Origin of the sequence: Kineococcus sp. TRM81007 (assembly GCF_022669155.1) — a bacterium.
Taxonomy (GTDB): Bacteria; Actinomycetota; Actinomycetes; order Actinomycetales; family Kineococcaceae; genus Kineococcus.
Map to the genome: position 1 here is coordinate 193,266 of NZ_JALBVB010000057.1, position 20,508 is coordinate 213,773.

Below are 20,508 nucleotides of genomic sequence, written 5' to 3' on the forward strand. Positions count from 1 at the left end.
CCCCCCGGCCCCGGAACCCCCGGGGCCCGGAACACCGAGACCCTCCCGGAGGACCCCGTGCCCACCCGCACCGCCGTCGTCGGCTCCCGCGTCGGCCTGCACGCCCGCCCCGCGTCCCTGTTCGTCCAGGCCGCCGTCGCCACCGGGCTGCCCGTCACGATCGCCCCGGAGGGCGGCACGCCCGTCGACGCCCGCAGCATCCTCATGGTCATGGGGCTCGGCGCCCAGCACGGCGAGACCGTCACCCTGGCCGCCGACGGCGACGGCGCCGAGCAGGCTCTGGAGCAGCTGGCCGCCGTGGTCGAGACCGACCACGACGCCGCCTGAGAACCCCTTCCGCCCTCCCGACCCCGACGACCCCGAGGACCCCGCCGTGACGCTCACCGAACCCGCGACGCCCGCCGTGCTGACCGGCGTGGGCGTCGGCACCTCCGCTGCCGTCGGCACCGTCGTGCTCGTCGCCCCGGCCGCGCGCCCGCCGGCCGACGAGCCCGCCGCGGCCGACCCGGCCGCCGCGACCGCCGCGGTGCGCGAGGCGTTCGCTGCCGTCGCCGCCACGCTGCGCGAGCGCGCCGAGGCGGCCGGCGGCACCAGCGCCGACGTGCTGCGGGCCACCGCCCTGATGGCCGAGGACCCCGGCCTGCTCGGCGACGTCGAGCGGCGCATCGTCGCCGGCACCGGCCCGGCCGGCTCCGTCGACGCCGCCGTGGAGGGTTTCTGCGAGGTCCTCGCCGCCTCCGGGCCGTACCTGGCCGAACGGGTCACCGACCTGCGCGACGTGCGCGACCGCGTCGTCGCCCACGTGCTGGGCCTGCCGCAGCCGGGCGTGCCCGACCTGCACGGCCCCTCCGTCGTCGTCGCCGCCGACCTGGCGCCCGCCGACACCGCCACGCTCGACCTGACGAAGGTCGTCGGGATCATCACCGAGCTGGGCGGACCCACCAGCCACACCGCGATCATCGCCGCGCAGCTCGACGTGCCGTGCGTGGTGCGGGTGGCCGGCGCCCTGGCGCTGCCGGCGGGGGAGCGGGTGGTCCTGGACGCGCGCGAGGGCACCGTCACCCCCGCGCCCGACGCCGAGCTCGTCGAGCGCGTCGAGGCCCGCCGCGCCGCCCGCGCCGCGCTGGCGCAGGCCCCCGGCGGTCCGGGCCGCACCGCTGACGGCGTCGCCGTGCAGCTGCTCGCCAACGTCGGCACCGTCGAGGACGCCGAGCGCGCCGCCGCAGGTCCCGGCGCGGCCGCCGTGGAGGGTGTCGGGCTCTTCCGCACCGAGGTCCTGTTCCTGGACCGCGCCGCCGAGCCCACCGAGGCCGAGCAGGCGGACGCCTACGCCCGGGTGCTCGCCGCCTTCGCCGGCCGCAAGGTCGTCGTGCGCACCCTGGACGCCGGCGCCGACAAGCCGCTGGCGTTCGTCGAGGTCGAGCCGGAGGAGAACCCCGCGCTCGGCGTGCGGGGGCTGCGGACCGCCCGCCGCCACCCGCAGCTGCTCACCACCCAGCTGCGCGCCCTCGCCGCCGCCGCGCAGCGCACCGGCACCGACCCGTGGGTGATGGCCCCCATGGTCGCCACCCCGGCCGAGGCGGCGGACTTCGCCGCGCAGGCCCGCGCCGCCGGCCTGCGCACCGTCGGCGCCATGGTCGAGGTGCCCGCCGCGGCGCTGCGCGCGCCGGCCCTGCTGGCCGCCGGGCTGGACTTCGTCAGCATCGGCACCAACGACCTCACCCAGTACGCGATGGCCGCCGACCGCCTCGCCGGGGAGCTGGCCGAGCTGCTGGACCCCTGGCAGCCGGCCGTGCTGCAGCTCGTCGCCCTGACCGGCGAGGCCGGCGCCACCGCGGGCAGGCCCGTCGGCGTCTGCGGTGAGGCCGCCCGCGACCCGCTGCTGGCCCTCGTGCTCGTCGGCCTGGGCGTCACCAGCCTGTCGATGGCGTCGGCCGCCGTGCCCGCCGTCCGCTTCGCCCTGGCGCGCACCACCGTCGCCACCTGCCGCCAGATGGCCCGTGCCGCGCTGGCCGCCGAGTCGCCCGAGGCCGCGCACGCGACCGTCGCGGCCCTCGCCGACCCCGGGGTCCGCGCGCTGTAGCGTGCCCGCGGCCCGGTGCCCACCGGACCGGGCGGGAGGAGGGGGCGACGTTGGGTCGGGACACCGGGCGGGTCGTGCGGACGCGGGCCGGTGCGGTGCGCGCCGGTGCGCCGCACCGCGGGGTGCTCTCCTTCCGCGGCGTCCCCTACGCCGCGCCCCCGGTGGGCGCGCTGCGGTTCCGGGCCCCGCAGCCGGCCGAGCCCTGGGCGGGGGTGCGCGACGCGAGCCGCCCCTCGCCCGTCGCCCCCCAGGACCCGCGTTCCGGCTACGGCTGGAACCCGGCCGCCGGGGACGACCACCTGACGCTGGACGTGCACGTGAGCGCCGCCGGCCGCGCGGCGCGGGGGCTGCCCGTCCTGGTGTGGTTGCACGGTGGCGGCTGGATCAGCGGTTCCGGCTCCGCGCCGGCGTACTTCCCGGCGGCGTGGGTGGCGCGCGGGTTCGTCGTCGTCAGCCCCAACTACCGGCTGGGCTTCGAGGGTTTCGGCTCCGTGGCCGGTGCCCCGGAGAACCGCGGGCTGCTCGACCAGGTCGCCGCGCTGCGCTGGGTGGCGCGCGAGGTCGCGGCGTTCGGCGGCGACCCGGCGCGGGTGACGATCGCGGGGGAGTCCGCCGGTGCCGCATCCGTCGCCGCGCTGCTGTGCGCGCCCGCAGCGCGCGGGCTGTTCTCCCGCGCGATCGCCGCGTCCGTCACGGGTGAGCTGCTCACCGTGGAACGGGCCCGCCGCACGACCGCGCAGGTCGCCGCCGCGGCGCGGGTGCCGGCGACCCTCGCCGGCCTCGGCGGGCTGCCGCCGGTGCGCCTGCTGGCCGCCTCCGACACCGTCGCGCAGGACCGGCTCGCCGGTGCCGCCGCGAGCGGCGACCCGCGCGACGCCGTCCCGCTGCTGTACCACCCGGTGGTCGACGGCGACCTCGTGCGCGGGTCCTTCACCGAGGGGCCGGACGCCGGTGGTGACCCGGCCGTGCCGCTGCTGGTGAACCACCAGGCCGACGAGTGGACGCTGTTCTCCCGCAGCGGGTTCGCGCCCGTGGCCCGCACCCGCGGCGACCTGGAGGCGTTCGCCGCCGCCGTCGGGCTGCCGTCGTCCGCGGTGGAGCGCTACCGGGAGCTGCTGCCCGGCGCCTCCCCCGGGGCGGTGGGCGACGCCCTGCTGACCGACGCGGTCTTCGCGCAGCCCTCCCGCCGCTTCGCCCGTGCCCACGCCGCTCGCGGCGGGCTGACGTTCCTGTCCCGGTTCACCTGGCGCAGCCCCGCCCTCGGCGGCCGGTTCGGTGCGACCCACGCGCTGGACGTGCCGTTCTGGTTCGGCAACCCGGAAGCGATGGAGCAGTTCCTGCACGCCGTGCCCGTCCTGCCGCTGGCCCGTCGGCTGCCGGTGCTGGGCGCGCGGGTGCCGGGCGTGTGGCCCACCCCGGCCGCGGCGGCGCTGTCGCGGCGCGCGGTCGCCGCCTGGACGGGCTTCGCCGCCGGCGGCGACCCCGGCTGGCCCGCGCTCGGCGCCGACGGCGGGACCGTGAGGGTGTGGGGTTCCAGGGACGCGCTGGAGGACGCGCCGGGCCCGCGCGACGCGCTGTGGGACGAGCTGCTCGGGGACGCGGCGGCGGTGCGCCGCTGAGCGGACCACCGCGCCGGCGGTGCCGCACCCGGCGCGACACCGCCCCGCGATGTCCCTAGGGTCCGCGGGAGAGGTGGCCCCGCCGGGAGCAGCGGGGACGGCGACGGTGAGAGCGGGGAGGGTGGTGGAGCGGTGACGACGCACCCTCCCGAACCTCCTGCGCCCCACCCGGGCCGGCAGGACGCCGCGGAGCACGAACCCGGTGAGGGCACCCGCCTGCTCGTGGTGCACCAGCCCATCGTGGACCTGCGCAACGGTGACGCGGTGGCCGTCGAGGGTCTGGTGCGCGGCCGGCGGGGAGCCGAGCGGCTGAGCCCCGCGCAGTTGTTCGCCGACGCCGCTGCGTGCGGCAGCACGGCGGTGCTCCGCCTGGACGAGGCGTGCCTGCGCCACGTCGCCGCCTCGGCCGGGGGCCTGCCCGCGGGGGCGACCCTGTTCGTCAACGTCGAGCCCCCCACGCTGGCGGCGCTGTCGCGACGGGCCCTGGCGGAGGTCGCCGCGGTGGTGCCCGCCGGGGTCCAGGTGGTGGTGGAGGTGACCGAGCGGGACCTCCTGCAGCACCCGGCGCAGCTGCTGGCGGGGGTGCGCCGGGTGCGCGAGCTGGGCTGGGCGGTGGCGCTGGACGACGTGGGTGCCGAACCGGCCGCGCTGGCGCTGATGCCGTTCCTGCGCCCCGAGGTGATCAAGCTGGACCTGGCGCTGGTGCGGGCCCGGCCCTCCCTGGACGTGGCCGCCGTCGTCAACGCCGTGCAGGCGGAGGCGCAGCGCTGCGGCGCACTGGTGCTGGCCGAGGGCATCGAGACCGCCGAGCACCTGCGCCGGGCGCTGAGCATGGGCGCCCGCCTGGGGCAGGGCTGGCACTTCGCCCACCCCGGGCCCCCGCCGCAGCGGTGGGGGGCGCCCCTGCGCCTGCCGCCGGCGCCGGTGGTCCCCTCGCCGGCCGAGACGGTCTTCGAGGTGCTCAACCGCCGCGTCCCGGCTCAACCCACCGCACCGGACCTGCTGGCGGCCCTGACGCGGCAGGTGGAGCGGCAGGCGATGCTGCTGGACGAGACGGCCGTGGTGCTGGCCTGCTTCCAGGACGCCGACTCCCTGACCACCGCGACCCTGCGTCGCTACGAGGCCCTGGCCTCGGTCTGCTCCCTGACCGCCGTCCTGGGGCCCGGCGTCGTCCCCGAGCCCGCGCCGGGCGTGCACGGCACCGCCCTGCACGAGGACGACCCGATGAGCCGGCAGTGGGTGGTCACGGTCGTCTCACCGCACTTCGCCGCGGCCCTGGCCGCCCGCGACGTCACCGCACCGGCCGCCGGCGCCGGCCCCCCGGGCCCGGCGGGCGGGCGCCCCATGGAGTACGTCCTCAGCTACGAGCGGGACCAGGTCGTCGAGGCCGCCCGTCTGCTGATGTCCCGGGTGCAGCCGCCCACCGGCAGCACCGCTGCACCGGGGACCGCCGAGGTGGCCGGTCCGCCGCCCGGGCCGGGGTCCGCGGCGCGGCAGCGGGAGGGGGAGCGGCCGACGCTGCTGGGCGTGCCGGCCGAGCGGTTGCCGGCGCTGCTGACGCGGGCGATCGCCACCGCCAGCAACGGCATCGTGATCGCCGACGCCACCGCACCGGACCAGCCGCTGGTGTACGTCAACGCCGCCTTCGAGGAGCTGACCGGCTACTCCGCCGAGGAGTGCCTGGGCCGCAACTGCCGGTTCCTGCAGGGCCCGGGCACCGACCCGGTGCAGGTGAGGGTCATCGCCCGGCGCCTGCTGGCCGGCCGCGGCGTGCGCACGACCCTGCTGAACCACCGCCGCGACGGCAGCACCTTCTGGAACGAGGTGACCGTCAGCCCGGTGCACGACGCCGAGGGCCGGCTGACGCACTTCATCGGCAACCAGGCCGACGTCAGCGACCGCGTGGAGCGCGAGGCGCGCACCGTGCACCTGGCCCACCACGACGTGCTGACCGGGCTGCCCAACCGTGCCCACCTGCTGGACCACCTGGAGCTGGAACTGCGCCGCAGCGCCCGCTCCGGCTCCGGTGTGGCGGTCGTCTTCATCGACCTGGACGGCTTCAAGGCGGTCAACGACCGGTTCGGGCACGCCGCGGGCGACCAGGCCCTGATCCACGCCGCGGGGCGGCTGCGTTCCGTGGTGCGCTCCGGCGACCTGCTGGGCCGCCTGGCGGGGGACGAGTTCCTGCTCGTGCTCACCGGGTTGCGCGCCGCCGACGTGTCCTCCGTGCGCCAGGTGGTGCAGCACCTGCACGACGCCGTCCGGGTCCCCGTGGAACTCCCCGGGGGCGACGTGACGCTGCGGGCGAGCATCGGTTTCGCCCTCTCACCCGAGGACGGGCTGGACGCCACCGGCCTCATCGACGCCGCCGACGCCCGCATGTACCGCCACAAGAACGTGGGGTAGGCCCTGGGGCGGCAGCAGCAGCGCCGCAGCGGTCCCCTCCCGCCCCGGGGCCCGGCGGTTCACCCGAGGTACCCCTCGACGTCCAGGGCACCGCCGGCGCCCTCGAACTCCGCGCGCACCGCGGCCAGCAGGTCCGCGTCGGCCAGCACGTCCAGCGCCGTCAGCGCCAGGCCCACCGCCCCGTCCAGCACCCCCGCGTCACCGGACGCGGCACCGGCCGCCCGGGCGAACTCCGCGGTGTGCAGCGACACCTCCGGGCCCGCGATCGCGACCATCGGGTGGATCGCGGGCACCCGGACGCTGACGTTGCCCAGGTCGGTGGAACCCGACAGGTTCTCCGGCACCACCCCCGGCGGCAGCGCCGTGCGCCCGCGGCGGCGCTGGTGCAGCGTCCAGCGCGCCGCCAGCTCCCGGTTCGCGCGGATCGGCAGGTACGCCGGCTGCCGGTCCCACTCCAGCTCGTACCCGCAGCCCGTCATCGCCGCCGCGGCCACCAGCACCGCCTCCACCCGCGCGCACAGGTCCGCCAGCGTCGCCGGTTCCGCCGAGCGCACGTAGTACTCCGCGGAGGCCCGCTCCGGCACGACGTTCGGCCGCTGCCCGCCCTCCAGCACGATGCCGTGCACCCGGTCGGCGGGACTGATGTGCTGGCGCATCATCGCGACGCCCTGGTACCCGGCGACCACGGCGTCCAGGGCGTTGCGGCCCATGAAGGGCTGCGCCGAGGCGTGCGCGGCCACACCCCGGTAGGTCACCCGCACCTGCCGCCGGCCCAGGAACGGCTGCACCGCCACGTCGTAGGAGAACGGGTGCAGCATCACCACCGCGTCGACGCCCTCGAACGCCCCGGCGCGGGCCATCGTCTCCTTGCCGCCACCGCCCTCCTCGGCGGGTGTGCCCAGCAGCACCGCCGTGCCGCCCACCGCGCCGGAGCGCAGCGCGCGGACGAGACCGAGGAACGCGCCGACGGCCGAGGCGCAGATGACGTTGTGCCCGCAGCCGTGCCCGATGCCCGGCAGCGCGTCGTACTCGGCGAGCACCGCCACGGTCGGGCCGTCGCCGGCGGTGACGGACGCCCGCAGGGTCGTGTCCAGCCCGTGGACGCCCACCTGCGCGTCCACGCCCTGCCCGGCCAGCAGGTCCGCCACCGCGCGCACCGAGGCGTGCTCGCCGAACGCCTCCTCCGGGTTCGCGTGCAGCCGGTGGCTCAGCCCCAGCAACTGCTCGCGCAGGCCCTCCACTGCCGCCTCGGTGGCGTCCAGCAGTTCCGGCGGGGCACCGGCGAAGCCGCTGCCCAGCGGGGTGGCACTCGCCGCGTCCCGCTCCACACCGGCCAGCAGCGAGGCCAGGTAGGTGCGGTCGGGCGCGACGGGCTCAGCGGGGTCCTGCCGGTGCGGGGTGCCTGGTTCTGCCACGTCCAGCAGGCCTACTCCTGTCCGCCGCCCCCGGCCACCGCGCCGCGCCGGTTGCGGGAGCGCCGCAACACGGAGTTCACAGCGGCAACCGATCCGCAGCGGTACCGGGTCCGCGGCCGGGCCCGCCCGTTCAGCCCGCCCGTTCAGCCCGCCCGTTCGCGCACCTCGCGCGGGTCGCGCCCGGGCGGCTGCTCCGGGCGCGGCAGGTCCGGCGCGGGCGGCACGTCGAAGGTGCGCGGGGAACCCGGCTGCACGGTGAACCCCTCCCCGTGGTGGCTGGTGTCGACCGGCCCGCCCGCGACCACGGTGTAGGTGGCCCGGTCGCGGCTGATGCTCACCTCCAGGCAGGAGCCGCGGTGCCGGGTGCGGAAGCACAGCCCGTCCAGCCCTCCCGGCAGGCGCGGGGCGAACGCCAGGTGCCCGTCCGCGTCGCGCATCCCCCCGAAACCGGCCACCAGCGCCTGCCACGCCCCCGCGAGGGAGGCGATGTGCAGGCCGTCGGCGGTCTTGCCGCGCAGGTCGTGCAGGTCCACGAACACCGCCTCACGGGCGTAGTCGGCGGCCAGGCCCAGGTGCCCGACCTCGGCGGCGATGACCGCCTGCACCGACGCCGACAGCGAGGAGTCGCGAACGGTCAGCTCCTCGTAGTACTCGAACGCGGCACGCTTCTCCTCGAGCGTGAACGCCTCCGGCCGCAGGTGCATCGCCAGCACCAGGTCGGCCTGCTTGACCACCTGGCGCCGGTACAGGCTGAAGTACGGGAAGTGGTCGGCCAGCGGGTACTGCTCCAGCGAGGTGTCCTCGAAGTCCCACCGCTTGCGGCGGGTGGAGCCCTCGTCCTGGGCGTGCACGCCCGTGTCCGGGTCGCGCGGGACGTGCACCGCGTCGGCCAGCCGCACCCACCGCGCCACCTCGTCGTCGGTGACGCCGAGGTCGCGCGCGCGCTCGGGGAAGCGCCCGGCCAGGTCCACGGCGGCGCGCAGGTTCGCCTGGGCCATGAGGTTCGTGTACGCGTTGTCGTCCACCAGGGCGCTGTACTCGTCCGGGCCGGTCACCCCGTCGACGTGGAAGCGGCCGGCCTCGTCCTCCCGGCCCAGCACCACCCAGGAGCGGGCGGTCTCCACCACGACGTCCGTCACGAGCTCGCGCGCGGCGTCCTCGTCACCCGTGGCGTGCACGTACCGCACCGCGGCGTCGGCGATGTCGGCGTTCAGGTGCACCGCGGCCGTGCCCGCCGGCCAGTACCCGGAGCTCTCCCGGCCGGTGATGGTGCGCCAGGGGTACGTCGCCCCCGCCAGGCCCAGCTCGGCGGCCCGCTCCCTGGCGGCCGGCAGCATCGCGTGCCGCCAGCGCAGCGCCTCGGCGGCCGCCTGCGGCCACACGTGGTTGAGCATCGGCATCACGAAGACCTCGGTGTCCCAGAAGGTGTGCCCGTCGTAGCCGGTGCCGGTCAGCCCCTTGGCCGGGATGCCGCGGTCGGTGGCCTGCGCGGCGGCCTGCAGGACGTGGAAGAGCGCGAACCGCACGGCCTGCTGCAGGGCCTCGTCGCCGTCCACGCGCACGTCCGCGTGCTCCCAGAACTCCGCCAGCACCGCGCGCTGCTGCGCGGCCAGGTGCTCGAAACCGTCGCGCAGGCCCGCCTCCAGGGCGGTGCGCAGCCGCGGCAGCAGGTGCTGGCGCGTCTCCTGCGGTTCCCAGCCCAGCGCGGCGACCTTCACGACCCGCAGCTCCTGGCCCGGTTCCAGGCGCACGTGCGCGGTGGTGACGACCCGGTCGGCGGTGGCGTGGGTGCGCACCTCCGTCTCGGCGGGGCCGGTGACGTCGTGGTCCACGAGCACGGCGACCGCCAGCGCGCTGCCGTCGGTGCGCTGGCGCACGGTGCCGCCGCGACCGGCGGCCTCGGTGCGGGGCCGGTGCAGTCCCGGGCTGCACACCACCGCCGAGCGCACCTCCACCTCCAGCGGCTCGTCGACCGCCTGCACGCGGTGGTCGAGGGCGAACAGCCCGGGGCGCTCCAGGGGCACCAGCCGCTCGGAGCGGACCCGCACGCGCGCGCCGTCGGGGGAGGTCCACTCCGCCTCGCGGCGCAGCGTGCCGGTGCGCAGGTCCAGGGTGCGCTCGTGGGCGTGCAGCTCGCCGGTGCGCACGTCGAAGCGCTCGGGGCCGACGAACAGCTCCACGAGGCTCGGGTCGGGCACCGCGGCGATGCGCTCCTGCACCTGCGGGTACCCGTAGCTGTACTCGGGGTAGTGCATCGGCCAGAGGTCGTGCACACCGCTGAGGTAGGTGCCGGGACTGCCGCTGGGGGAGCCCTCGTCCAGCGAGCCGCGCACGCCGAGCCGGCCGTTCGCCAGCGTGAACAGCGACTCGGTGCGTTCCAGGGCGGAGACGTCCAGCTCGCCCTCGCGCACCGCCCACGGGTGCACCGCGCCGAGGTCCTTGCTCGTGCTCCTGCCCGCGCCCACGCGTCCTCCGTCCTCCGCCCGCCGTCCACCGGCGGGTACCGCGGTCATCCGAACAGGTGCCGGTCCCCGGCGCACCCGCAGCCGGCGGCGGTTCAGCGGTGGGCGTCCGCGTCCGCGCGCGGCAGCGCGAACGCCCCACCGGGGAGGACGCGATCGCCCCGGCGGGGAAGAGGGGGACGCCTCGCCGGCCCCCGAACTCGGTGCCGCCGCCGATCGCCCGGCAGGACGTCAGCGCACGCGCCGGGTCGCGCCCGACGGTGACGAGGAACCTGCCGTCGCGCACGGGCGGGCCCACCGCGAGGTTCCGGGTGGCGGGCCCCGGGTGTGGCGGGGCCGGGACCGCGCCCCGCCACACCCGGGGTCAGAGCAGCGGCGGCCCGGCGATCGCCGCGGCGGGCTTGTCCAGGGCCGTGCCCGAGCCGTCGCGGCGCCCGGGCGCCTCCGGCAGCGCCACCGCCGTGCCGGTGGGGGTCGCCGCCTCCGCCGGGCCGCGCCCGGCCCACGCCAGCAGCAGCACGTCCTCCCCGCGGGCGAAGCGGTGGCAGCGCACCCCGCCGGTGGCCCGGCCCTTGGCGGGGTACTCCGACAGCGGCGTGACCTTCGCCGAACCCAGCTGGGTGCCCGGCAGCGCCCCGGAGTCGCCGGCCACGGTCACCACCACCGCGTCCGGCTCGTCGGCGTCCACGGCCGTCATCGACACCACCTGCGCACCCGGGGACAGGCGCACCCCCGCCACGCCCGCCGCGCCGCGCCCCTGCGGGCGCACCAGCGACGCGCTGAAGCGCAGCAGCTGCGCGTCGGAGGTGATGAACACCAGGTCCTCCTCGCCGGTGCGCAGCTGCACGGCGGCGACCACCTCGTCCTTCTTGCGGGCGCTGACGTCCTTCAGGGCGATGACGTCGACCTCCTCGCGGTTGCCGAGGGGTTCCAGCACCAGCCGCTTGACGACGCCCGAGGCGGTGGCCAGCGCGAAACCCGGGTCGTCCGGGTCCTCCACGCCCGCCACCGGCAGCGGCACCAGGCCCAGCGCGCGCTCACCCTTGGCCAGGGTGAGGAACTCCTTCAGCGCGACCCCGCCCGACAGCGACGGGCGCCCGTTCGTCGGCGGCAGCACCGGCAGGTCCAGCACCGGCAACCGCACCAGCCGACCGGCGGAGGTGACCACGCCCACGTGACCGCGCGCGGTGGCCGGGGCGGTGGAGACCACCAGGTCGTGCCGGGTGCGCCGCCCCTCCGTGCCCAGCGGCTCGGCGGAGTCGGTGCGCGCCAGCAGGCCGGTGGAGGACATCAGCACCGTGCACGGGTCGTCGGCCACCTCCAGCGCCGTCACCGCCCCCGTCGCCGGCCCGCTGGAGGTCAGCAGCACCGTGCGCCGCGGGGTGCCGTGCTCGGCGGCGACCTGCGCCAGCTCGTCGCCCACCAGCTTCCGCAGCCTGCCCTCGTCGGAGAGGATCGCGCGCAGCTCGGCGATCTGCCGGTTCAGCTCCGCCTGCTCGCGCTCCAGCTCGATGCGGGAGAACTTCGTCAGCCGCCGCAGCTGCATGTCGAGGATGTACGCCGCCTGCGTCTCCGACAGGTCGAACACCTGCGTCAGCCGCGCGCGCGCAGCGGCCGCGTCGTCCGAGGAGCGCACGATGGCGATGACCTCGTCGATGTCGAGGATCGCCACCAGCAGGCCGTCGACCAGGTGCAGGCGCTCCTCCCTGCGCCGCAACCGGTACGCCGTGCGCCGGCGCACCACGTCGACGCGGTGCGCGATGAAGACCTCGAGCAGCTCCTTCAGCCCCAGCGTGCGCGGCTGGCCGTCGACGAGGGCGACGTTGTTGATGCCGAAGGTCTCCTCCATCGGCGTCAGCCGGTACAGCTGCTCCAGCACCGCCTCGGGCACGAACCCGTTCTTCACCTCGATGACCAGGTGCAGGCCGCGAGTGCGGTCCGAGAGGTCCACCACGTCGGCCACGCCCTGCAGGCGCTTCGCCTTGACGTTGTCGGCGATCTTCTCCGTCAGCCGCTCCGGGCCCACCCCGTAGGGCAGTTCCGTCACGACGATGCCCTTGCGGCGCGCGGTGACGTTCTCCACCCGCACCGCGGCCCGGGTGCGGAACGTGCCGCGCCCGCTCGCGTACGCGTCGCGGATGCCCTCCAGGCCCACGACCTTCCCGCCGGTGGGGAAGTCCGGGCCGGGCACGAACCGCATGAGGGCCGGCAGGTCGGCGTCCGGGTGCTTGAGCAGGTGGCGCGCGGCGGCGATCACCTCGCCGAGGTTGTGCGGCGGCATGTTCGTCGCCATGCCGACCGCGATGCCGCTGGCACCGTTGACGAGCAGGTTCGGGAACGCCGCCGGCAGCACGCCGGGTTCCTTCAGGCGGTCGTCGTAGTTCGCGACGAAGTCGACGACGTCCTCGTCCAGGCCCGTCGTCATCAGCAGCGCCGCCGGCGCCGGGCGCGCCTCGGTGTAGCGCTGCGCGGCCGGGCCGGCGTCCAGCGAGCCGAAGTTCCCGTGCCCGTCCACCAGCGGCACGCGCATCGTGAACGGCTGCGCCTGGCGCACCAGGGCGTCGTAGATCGCCACGTCGCCGTGCGGGTGGAGCTTGCCCATGACCTCGCCGACCACGCGCGCGCTCTTCACGTGCGCGCGCTCGGGCGTCAGGCCCATGTCCTGCATCATGTAGAGGATCCGCCGCTGCACCGGCTTCAGGCCGTCGCGCGCGTCAGGCAGGGCCCGGGAGTAGATGACGGAGTACGCGTACTCCAGGAACGCCCCCTGCATCTCCTGCTCGACGTCGATGTCGACGATGCGCTCGGGAGCGTCCGGTGGCGGGGGAGGGGACGTGCGTCGTGCCATGGCCCCCATCTTGCCGCCCGCGGCCGACACTCCCGCCCGCGGCGGCGCCTAAGCGGGCCAGGGAGCGCCGAACGCGCCGTCGTGGGCGCTGTCGGCCAGCGTGCGCCGGTGGGGGCGCGAGGGGCGCGAGGCCTCGCCCGGCGCCGGGTGCCCCACCGCGACGGCCGCCACGAACCGGCGCCCCGCCGGCACCGCGAAGCGCTCGCGCAGCGCGTCCCGCGCCGCCGACGGCACCCCGAACAGGCACGCCCCCAGCCCCTCGTCGACCGCCGCGAGCAGCACCAGCAGGGCGCTCATCCCGGTGTCCACCTCCGGCCACGGCACCTCCCAGGAGGCCGCGTCGCGGTCGGGGCCGGGTTTGTCGGGCAGCGCGTACCGCTCCGCGTACGCGCCCGGATCGGCCAGCAGCAGCACCAGCACCGGGGCGGTGCGCATCCCCGCCAGCCACGCTCCCGCCGGCCCCGGGCGCCCGCGGGTGGTCAGCTCCCAGAAGGCGCCGCGGTCCTCGGGCGCGCGCAGCACCAGCAGGTCGCGGCCCTGGCTGTTGCCCGCCGACGGTGCGCGCAGCGCCGCGGCGAGCACCCGCCGGAGCACCTCGTCCGCGACCGGGCGCCCGTCGTACCGGCGCACCATGCGCCGCCGGCGCAGCACCTCGCCGAAGTCCACCGCCCGATCGTCCCACCCGCCGCGCCCGGGGCGGCTCCCACTAGGGTGGCGGTCATGGTGCCGCTGCCGCCGGTGGGCTACCCGACCCGCTGGGAGGCGGACGTCGTGCTCCGCGACGGGGGCACCGCGCACGTCCGCCCCATCCGCCCCTCCGACGCCGAGCTCGTCGCGGCGTTCCACTCCCGCCAGTCGGAGGAGTCGCGCTACATGCGCTTCTTCGCCCCCATGCCGCGCCTGTCCACGCGCGACCTGGAGCGCTTCACCAACGTCGACCACGTCGACCGCGTCGCCCTCGTGGCCACCGTCGGCGAGGACATCGTCGGCATCGCCCGCTTCGACGCCGCGCCCGCGCGCGCCGGGTCCCGGCGCGCCGCCGAGGTCGCCTTCAACATCTCCGACGCCCACCAGGGCCGCGGGCTCGGCTCCGTCCTGCTCGAGCACCTCGCCGCCGCCGCCCGCGAGCGCGGCATCCGCCGCTTCACCGCCGACGTGCTCCCGCAGAACGCGAAGATGATCGGCGTCTTCCGGGAGGCCGGCTTCGAGGTGCGCCAGGGCTACTCCGACGGCGTGCTCGAGGTCGCCTTCGACATCGACCCCACCGAGCGTTCCGTGGACGTGATGCGGGCGCGCGAGCAGCGCGCCGAGGCCCGCAGCGTGCAGGCGCTCCTGTCGCCGACGTCCGTGGTCGTGGTGGGCGCCAGCCGCACCCCCGGGTCCGTGGGGCACCGCCTGCTCGCCGACGTCGTCACCGGCGGCTTCGCCGGTGCCGTGCACGCCGTCAACGCCGACGCCGAGCCCGGCGAGCTGCTGCTGGGCGTGCCGGTGGTGCGCTCGGTGCGCGACCTGCCCGGCCCGGTGGACCTGGCCGTCGTCGCCGTGCCCGCCGCCTCCGTCGGGCCCACCGTCACCGACTGCGCCTCGCAGGGCGTGCGCGGCCTCGTCGTCGTCTCCAGCGGGTTCGCCGAGACGGGCCCCGAGGGGCTGGCGCTGCAGCGCGAGGTGGTGCGCATCGCCCGCGCCAACGGCATGCGCGTGGTCGGCCCGAACTCCTACGGCGTCGTCAACACCGACCCCGCGGTGCGGCTGAACGCCTCCCTGTACGCAGACATGCCGCCCGCCGGGCGCTTCGGGCTCTTCAGCCAGTCCGGCGCCCTCGCGGTGGCCGTGCTCTCCTCCGCCGAGCGCCGCGGCCTGGGGCTGTCCACGTTCGTCTCCGCCGGCAACCGCGCCGACGTCTCCGGCAACGACCTCATGCAGTTCTGGCTCGACCACGAGGGCACCGACGCGGTCGGCCTGTACCTGGAGAGCGTCGGCAACCCTCGCAAGTTCAGCCGGGTCGCGCGCGCCCTGGCGCGCAAGAAGCCCGTCGTCGTCGTCAAGTCCGGCGCCTCGGGCTTCGGCGTGCCGCCCGGGCACGCCGTGCGCGCTTCCCGCGCCCCCTTCGAGGCCGTCGACAGCATGCTGCGCCAGGCCGGCGTCGTGCGGGTCGAGAACGTCCACCAGCTCTTCGACGTCGCCCAGGTCGCCGTGCACCAGCCCCTCCCGGAGGGCTCGCGGGTCGCCATCGTCGGGAACTCCGACGCGTTGGGCACCCTCGCCGCCGACGCCTGCGTCAGCTGGGGCCTGCAGGTCGCCCACGGCCCGGTGGCCGTCCCCTCGTACGCCGGGGTGGAGACGTTCACGGCGGCCCTGGAGGCCGCCTTCACCGACCCGGGGGTGGACGCGGTCGTCGCCAGCTGGGTGCCGCCCACGCCCGAGGTGGACCCCCTGGTGGCCGCCGCGGTGGCCCGCACCGCGGCGGCGGGCGCCAAGACCACCGTCACCTGCTTCCTGGGCACCCGCACCGTCTCCGCGGCCGTCGCCGGCGCCTCCGGCTCCGACGGCACCGCGGCGCCGGCGGACGTGCCGGTCGTGCCCTCGTACCCCACGCCCGAGGACGCCGTGCGCGCCCTGGCCGCCGTGGTGCGCTACGCCCAGTGGCGACGCCGCGACCCCGGGCACCCGCTGGCGCCCGACGGCGTGGACCTGCGCGCCGCGCGCGCCCTGGTGGAGCGCGAGCTGGCCGCCGCCGGGGACGAGGCGGCCGAGAGCGTGGAGCTGGACCAGGGCGCCGTGCAGGCCCTGCTCGCCGCCGGTGGCGTCGACCTGCTGGTGCGCGCGGAGGTGCGCAGCGTCGACGAGGCGGTCGCGGCCGCCGAGCGGCTGGGCTGGCCCGTGGCGCTGAAGACCGTCGGCGAGGAGCTCGCCGGCCGGCAGGACCTGCGCGGCGTGCGCCTGGGCATCTCCAACGCCTCCGCGCTCGCGGAGGCCGTCGCCGACATGCGCCAGGTCTTCGGCCGGGGCGCGGACGTGCTCGCCGTGCAGCGCATGGCCGGCCTGGGCGTGCCGTGCCTGGTGCGCAGCACCGAGGACCCGCTGTTCGGGCCGGTGGTCAGCTTCGGCGTCGAGGGCGACCCCCTGGACCTCATGGGCGACGTGGCCTACCGCATCCCGCCCCTGACCGACGTCGACGTGGCCGAGCTGGTGCGCTCGGTGAAGGCGGCGCCGAAGCTGTTCGGCCACCGCGGCAGCCCCGTGCTCGACGTCGATGCGCTGGAGGACGTCGTGGCCCGCGTCGCGGTCCTCGCCGACGCCCTGCCGGAGGTGGCGGAGCTGCGGCTGTCCCCGGTGCTCGTCTCGGAGGAGGGGGCGCGCGTGCTCGGCGCCTCCGTCACCCTGGCGCCGCCGCAGGACCGCGCCGACCCCGACCGGCGCACCCTGCCCACGTAGCCGCGGCCACGTGGCCGCGCCCAAGTGGCCGCGCCCGCGTCGGGGGGTGGGACACGCGTCGGCGCGCCGCGGTGCCGGCGGCGGTGCCAGCGTGGGGGTCCGCACCGGCCCGTGTCCTCCCGAGGAGCACCCGTGAACCGCCGAGCCACCCCGGTCCTCGCCCTGACCGCGGCCCTCGCCGTCCTCAGCGGCTGCGGCGAGGACCCCGGCACCTCCCCCGAGCCCGGGGCCACCCCGTCCGCGAGCACGCCGGGCACGAGCACCACGGCCCCCGCCGCGGTCCGCTCCGCCGGCGCCCAGCGGGAGGTCGAGTTCGCCTACGAGGGGGAGCGGGGGCCGGCGAACTGGGCCTCGCTGTCCGAGGAGTACGCCGAGTGCGCCGACGCGGCGCAGCAGTCGCCGGTCGACCTGGCCGGAGCGACGACGGTCCCCCTGCCCGACCTGCGCTTCGACTACGCCACCGCGGACGTCGAGCTCGACAACACGGTCCACACGGTCCAGGCCGTGGAGCCGGCCGGCTCCACGGTCGGCGTGGACGGCAGGACGTACGCGCTGAAGCAGTTCCACCTGCACGAGCCGGCCGAGCACGCGCTGGACGGGCAGACGCTCGCCGGTGAGCTGCACCTGGTCCACACCGACGACTCCGGCGCCGTCGCCGTGGTCGGGGTCCTGCTGCGCCAGGGGGAGGCGAACCCCGCGCTGACGGAGTACTTCGCGAACCTGCCCGCCGGACCCGGCGAGCGGGCCACCCTCACCGGGTTCGACACCGAGGCGCTGCTGCCGCAGGACCGCCGGACCTTCCGCTACACCGGGTCGCTGACGACCCCGCCGTGCACGGAGGGGGTCTCCTGGTTCGTGGTGCGCGAACCGGTGGAGGTCTCCGCGCAGCAGCTGGCCGACTTCCGCTCCGTGGTCGCCGAGAACTCCCGGCCGCTCCAGCCGCTGGGCGGGCGCGAACTGCTCCTCGACGCCGACTGACCCGCCCGCCGGGGCGAGCGGTGGCAGGGCCCGGCGTGGGGGAGGATGGGGGGATGCGCGAGCGCACCCACTCCCGGCGGTCCGGGCACGGCACCAGCAGCACCTCCGGCGCCGAGGGGGCCGTCCCCGGCCGGCCCGGCGAGCTGCCGCCGCGGCTGCTGACCGACCTCGAGCGCGCCGGCTACTACCCGGCCCTGCTCGCCGACGCCCTGCTCACCGCCCTCGGCGACGAGGGGGTCGAGGCCCACCTGGTGCACCAGGAGACGACCTTCGACGGCGGGGAGGTGCACCGGCACGTCACCGTCCTGGCCACCACCGCCACCCGGCTCCTCGTCGCCCACGCCGACGACCACGGCCCCGACGAGACGTCCCCCGAGCCGTACGCGGTGTGCTCCACGGAGGCGGTGCCGCTGGAACGGGTGGCGTCCGTGGTCCTGTCCCGGGTCGTCACCCGGCCCGCCGACCACCGCCCCGGCGCGGTGCCCGCCGAGGTCAGCCTCACGCTGAGCTGGGGGGCGGTGCAGCGCCTCGACCTCGAGCCGGCGAACTGCCCCGACCCCGACTGCGAGGCCGACCACGGCTACACCGGCACCGCCACCGGCGACGACCTGACCGTGCGGGTCGCCGGGGCGGCCGAGGGCGCCGACGCGGTGGCCGCCGCCGTCGAGTTCGCCGGCGCCCTGTCGGCCGCCACCTGCAGGTGACGTCGCCCGACGGCGGGGTGCTCCCGGTGCTGCCGGCGCCCTCCTACGGGCGCGACACGCTCGCGGACCTGATGCCGGCGCTCGAGCGCGCCCTCGGCGCGGCGGGCGGGGCTGGTGCGGACGCCGGGGCCCTGGAGCTGCCCGCCGCCGACCGCGTGTGCCTGCTGCTCGTCGACGGCATGGGGGAGGTGGCGCTGCGCGAGCGCTCCGGGCACACGCCCGCGCTGCGCCGCTGGCGCGCCGACGGCCGCCACCGCGTCCTCACCGCGGGTTTCCCCACCACGACCGCCACGAGCATGGGCCTGCTGGGAACCGGCCTGCCGCCCGGTTCCCACGGGCTGGTCGGCTACGAGGTCCTCGACCCCGACCGCGACGCCCTGCTGAACCAGCTGCAGTGGGACGGGCCGGCCGACCCGCGCCGTTGGCAGCCGCACACCACCGTCTTCCAGCGGCTGACGGCCGCCGGCGTCCCCGTCACCCGGGTGGCGCCGCCGCACTTCGACGGGTCCGGCCTGACGGAGGCGGCGCTGCGCGGCGGGCGGTTCGTGGGCACCCCCGAGCGCCTGGAGGCGCGCGTGGACGCCGCGGTCGCCGCGGTGCGCGCGGCGCCGCGCGGGCTGACGTACGTGTACTGGGGCCTGCTGGACCGCACCGGTCACGGCGAGGGCGTGGGCTCCTGGCAGTGGGGCGAGGAGCTCGGCCGCGTCGACGCCGCCGTGGGCGAGCTGGCGCGCCGGCTGCCGCGCGGGACGCTGCTCGTGGTCACCGCCGACCACGGCATGGTGGACGTGCCGGCCGTGCAGCGCCTGGACGTCGCCCACGAGCCGGCGCTGCGCGCGGGCGTCCGCCACGTCGGCGGCGAACCGCGCGCCGTGCAGCTGTACACCGAACCCGGTGCCGCCGAGGAGGTGGCGCGTGCCTGGTCCGGGCGGCTGGGCGAGCGCGCGCGGGTGCTCACCCGGGCGCAGGCCGTCGACGCCGGCTGGTTCGGCGCCGTGGAGGAGCACGTCTCCGGCCGCATCGGCGACGTGCTGGCCGTCATGACGGCCCCGGTGGCGGTGGTGGACTCCGCCCGCATGCGCCCCGAGGCGCTGCGCCTGCTCGGCCAGCACGGCGCCCTCACCGACGACGAGCGCCTCGTGCCGCTGTTCACCGCGGTCCTCTGACCCCCTGCGGACCCCTCGCGCCGGATCCCCGGGATCAGGGGGTTTGGGCCCCCGGCCCCCGGGTACCCCTCCACTCGTCAAGGGATTGGCGAAAGCGGCCAAGACGTCCAACGGAAGGGACCACGACATGATCTCCGGGATGAACTCCGTCGAGGAGCTGTACGGCGCCACGGTCACCGGCCGCGACGGCGACAAGATCGGCAAGGTCGACGAGGTCTACCTGGACAACGCGACCAACCAGCCGGAGTGGGTCTCCGTGAAGACGGGGCTGTTCGGCTCCAACGTCTCGCTCATCCCGCTGTCGCAGGCGGTCGTGAGCGGCGACACGGTCACCGTACCGTTCGACAAGTCGATGGTGAAGGACGCCCCGCACCACGACCCGGGCCACGAGCTGAGCGAGCAGGACGAGAACGACCTGTACGCCTACTACGGCGTCACCACCGGCGTCGCGGGCAACGAGACGGCCGGCACCGAGACGGCCGGCACCGAGACGGCCGGCACCGAGACGGCCGGCACCACCGGCACCGGGGTCCGCGGCGAGGGTCACGACACCTCCGGCCCGAACACCGACGACGCCATGACGCGCTCCAAGGAGGAGCTGCGCGTGGGCAAGGAGACCCGTGAGACGGGCCGGGCGCGGCTGCGCAAGTACATCACCAGCGAGAACGTGAGCCGCACCGTCCCGGTCAACCGCGAGGAGGTCGTGGTCGAGCGCGAGCCGATCACCGAGGCCAACCGCGGCGCGGCGATGTCCGGCGGCGACCTGACCGAGGAGGAGCACGAGGTGACCCTCCACGAGGAGCGCGCCGTGGCCGCCAAGGAGACCACGCCGGTCGAGCGCGTGCGCATGGGCACCAAGACCGTGCAGGACGAGCAGACCGTCTCCGCCGAGGTGCGCGAGGAGCACATCGACCTCGACGCCGGCCAGGAGACCACTGCGAAGCGGGACCGCTGAGCGAGGAGCACGCCGAGGTCCTCCGCTCGGCCGAGGAGTTGCGGACCCGGACCGTTCGCGCACCGCGCGAACGCGTCCGGATCAGCAAGCGCATCGTCTCCGAGGTCCGCACCGTCGAGGTCCCGGTCCGCGTCGAGCGGCTCGTCGTCGAGCACGAGCCGCTGGACGAGGCCGGAGCGGGCCCGGTGGGGGAGGACCCCGCCGGGCTCGCACCCGCGGAGCCCCTGGAGATCGTCCTCCACGAGGAGGTGCCGGTCGTCTCCCTGCGCGTGCAGCCCGTCGAGGTGGTGCGCGTGGGGGTGCGGACGGTGCAGGGCGAGGAGGTCGTGGAGGTCGACCTGCGCAGCGAGCAGGTCGTCGTGGAGCAGGAGGCCGTGGAGCAGGGCGAGCGCCCCGCTCCGTGACCCGGGTACGACGAGGCCCCCGTGCGGTGAACC

General features: G+C 76.8%; 14 protein-coding genes. 10 read left to right on the forward strand and 4 right to left on the reverse strand.

Features of this window, described 5'->3' with window-relative positions; genetic code table 11:
- Positions 1-57: 57 nt before the first annotated feature.
- The 4 genes from MN205_RS18100 to MN205_RS18120 all read left to right on the forward strand — a co-directional run bounded on the left by MN205_RS18100 (position 58) and on the right by MN205_RS18120 (position 6,108).
- The gene (locus MN205_RS18100) at positions 58-327 is read left to right on the forward strand and encodes an HPr family phosphocarrier protein (RefSeq protein ID WP_242740404.1); all 270 of its coding nucleotides are present in this window, start codon (positions 58-60) and stop codon (positions 325-327) included.
- A 46-nt stretch (positions 328-373) separates the two neighbouring features.
- Positions 374-2,083, forward strand: a complete 1,710-nt coding sequence (gene ptsP, locus MN205_RS18105) for a phosphoenolpyruvate--protein phosphotransferase (RefSeq protein WP_308220306.1) — start codon at positions 374-376, stop codon at positions 2,081-2,083.
- Between the two features lie 50 nt (positions 2,084-2,133).
- On the forward strand, positions 2,134-3,702 hold the full coding sequence (locus MN205_RS18115; RefSeq protein WP_242129756.1) for a carboxylesterase/lipase family protein: 1,569 nt from the start codon (positions 2,134-2,136) through the stop codon (positions 3,700-3,702).
- A 132-nt stretch (positions 3,703-3,834) separates the two neighbouring features.
- Entirely contained in the window at positions 3,835-6,108 is a 2,274-nt protein-coding gene (locus MN205_RS18120) for a diguanylate cyclase domain-containing protein (RefSeq protein WP_242129758.1), read from the forward strand.
- A 59-nt stretch (positions 6,109-6,167) separates the two neighbouring features.
- Here MN205_RS18120 and MN205_RS18125 read toward each other — a convergent pair whose 3' ends face one another.
- From MN205_RS18125 to MN205_RS18140, 4 genes are all read right to left on the reverse strand, one after another.
- Positions 6,168-7,523, reverse strand: a complete 1,356-nt coding sequence (locus tag MN205_RS18125) for an amidohydrolase (RefSeq protein WP_242129759.1) — start codon at positions 7,521-7,523, stop codon at positions 6,168-6,170.
- 143 nt (positions 7,524-7,666) lie between these two features.
- The gene (locus tag MN205_RS18130) at positions 7,667-9,988 is read right to left on the reverse strand and encodes a glycoside hydrolase family 65 protein (protein WP_242129760.1); all 2,322 of its coding nucleotides are present in this window, start codon (positions 9,986-9,988) and stop codon (positions 7,667-7,669) included.
- Between the two features lie 361 nt (positions 9,989-10,349).
- The gene (locus MN205_RS18135) at positions 10,350-12,833 is read right to left on the reverse strand and encodes a DNA topoisomerase (ATP-hydrolyzing) subunit A (RefSeq protein WP_242129761.1); all 2,484 of its coding nucleotides are present in this window, start codon (positions 12,831-12,833) and stop codon (positions 10,350-10,352) included.
- Between the two features lie 48 nt (positions 12,834-12,881).
- Positions 12,882-13,499 carry a nitroreductase family protein gene (locus tag MN205_RS18140; RefSeq protein ID WP_242129762.1) on the reverse strand — a complete coding sequence of 206 codons (618 nt, stop codon included), beginning with the start codon at positions 13,497-13,499 and terminating at the stop codon, positions 12,882-12,884.
- Positions 13,500-13,553: 54 nt separating this feature from the next.
- Here MN205_RS18140 and MN205_RS18145 point away from each other — a divergent pair, with 54 nt between their 5' ends.
- The 6 genes from MN205_RS18145 to MN205_RS18170 all read left to right on the forward strand — a co-directional run bounded on the left by MN205_RS18145 (position 13,554) and on the right by MN205_RS18170 (position 20,475).
- Positions 13,554-16,268, forward strand: coding sequence for a GNAT family N-acetyltransferase (locus MN205_RS18145; RefSeq protein ID WP_242129763.1), 2,715 nt, complete (start codon positions 13,554-13,556; stop codon positions 16,266-16,268).
- A 132-nt stretch (positions 16,269-16,400) separates the two neighbouring features.
- Positions 16,401-17,246, forward strand: a complete 846-nt coding sequence (locus MN205_RS18150; protein WP_242129764.1) for a carbonic anhydrase — start codon at positions 16,401-16,403, stop codon at positions 17,244-17,246.
- A gap of 53 nt (positions 17,247-17,299) precedes the next feature.
- Positions 17,300-17,950, forward strand: coding sequence for a DUF5998 family protein (locus MN205_RS18155; protein WP_242129765.1), 651 nt, complete (start codon positions 17,300-17,302; stop codon positions 17,948-17,950).
- The gene (locus tag MN205_RS18160; protein WP_242129766.1) at positions 17,947-19,116 is read left to right on the forward strand and encodes an alkaline phosphatase family protein; all 1,170 of its coding nucleotides are present in this window, start codon (positions 17,947-17,949) and stop codon (positions 19,114-19,116) included. The genes MN205_RS18155 and MN205_RS18160 overlap by 4 nt, the downstream gene beginning before the upstream one ends.
- A gap of 139 nt (positions 19,117-19,255) precedes the next feature.
- Positions 19,256-20,071 (forward strand): DUF2382 domain-containing protein, encoded by an 816-nt coding sequence (locus MN205_RS18165; RefSeq protein ID WP_242129768.1) that lies wholly within the window; start codon positions 19,256-19,258, stop codon positions 20,069-20,071.
- Positions 20,068-20,475 carry a YsnF/AvaK domain-containing protein gene (locus MN205_RS18170; RefSeq protein WP_255820670.1) on the forward strand — a complete coding sequence of 136 codons (408 nt, stop codon included), beginning with the start codon at positions 20,068-20,070 and terminating at the stop codon, positions 20,473-20,475. The genes MN205_RS18165 and MN205_RS18170 overlap by 4 nt, the downstream gene beginning before the upstream one ends.
- The last annotated feature ends 33 nt before the right edge of the window (positions 20,476-20,508 follow it).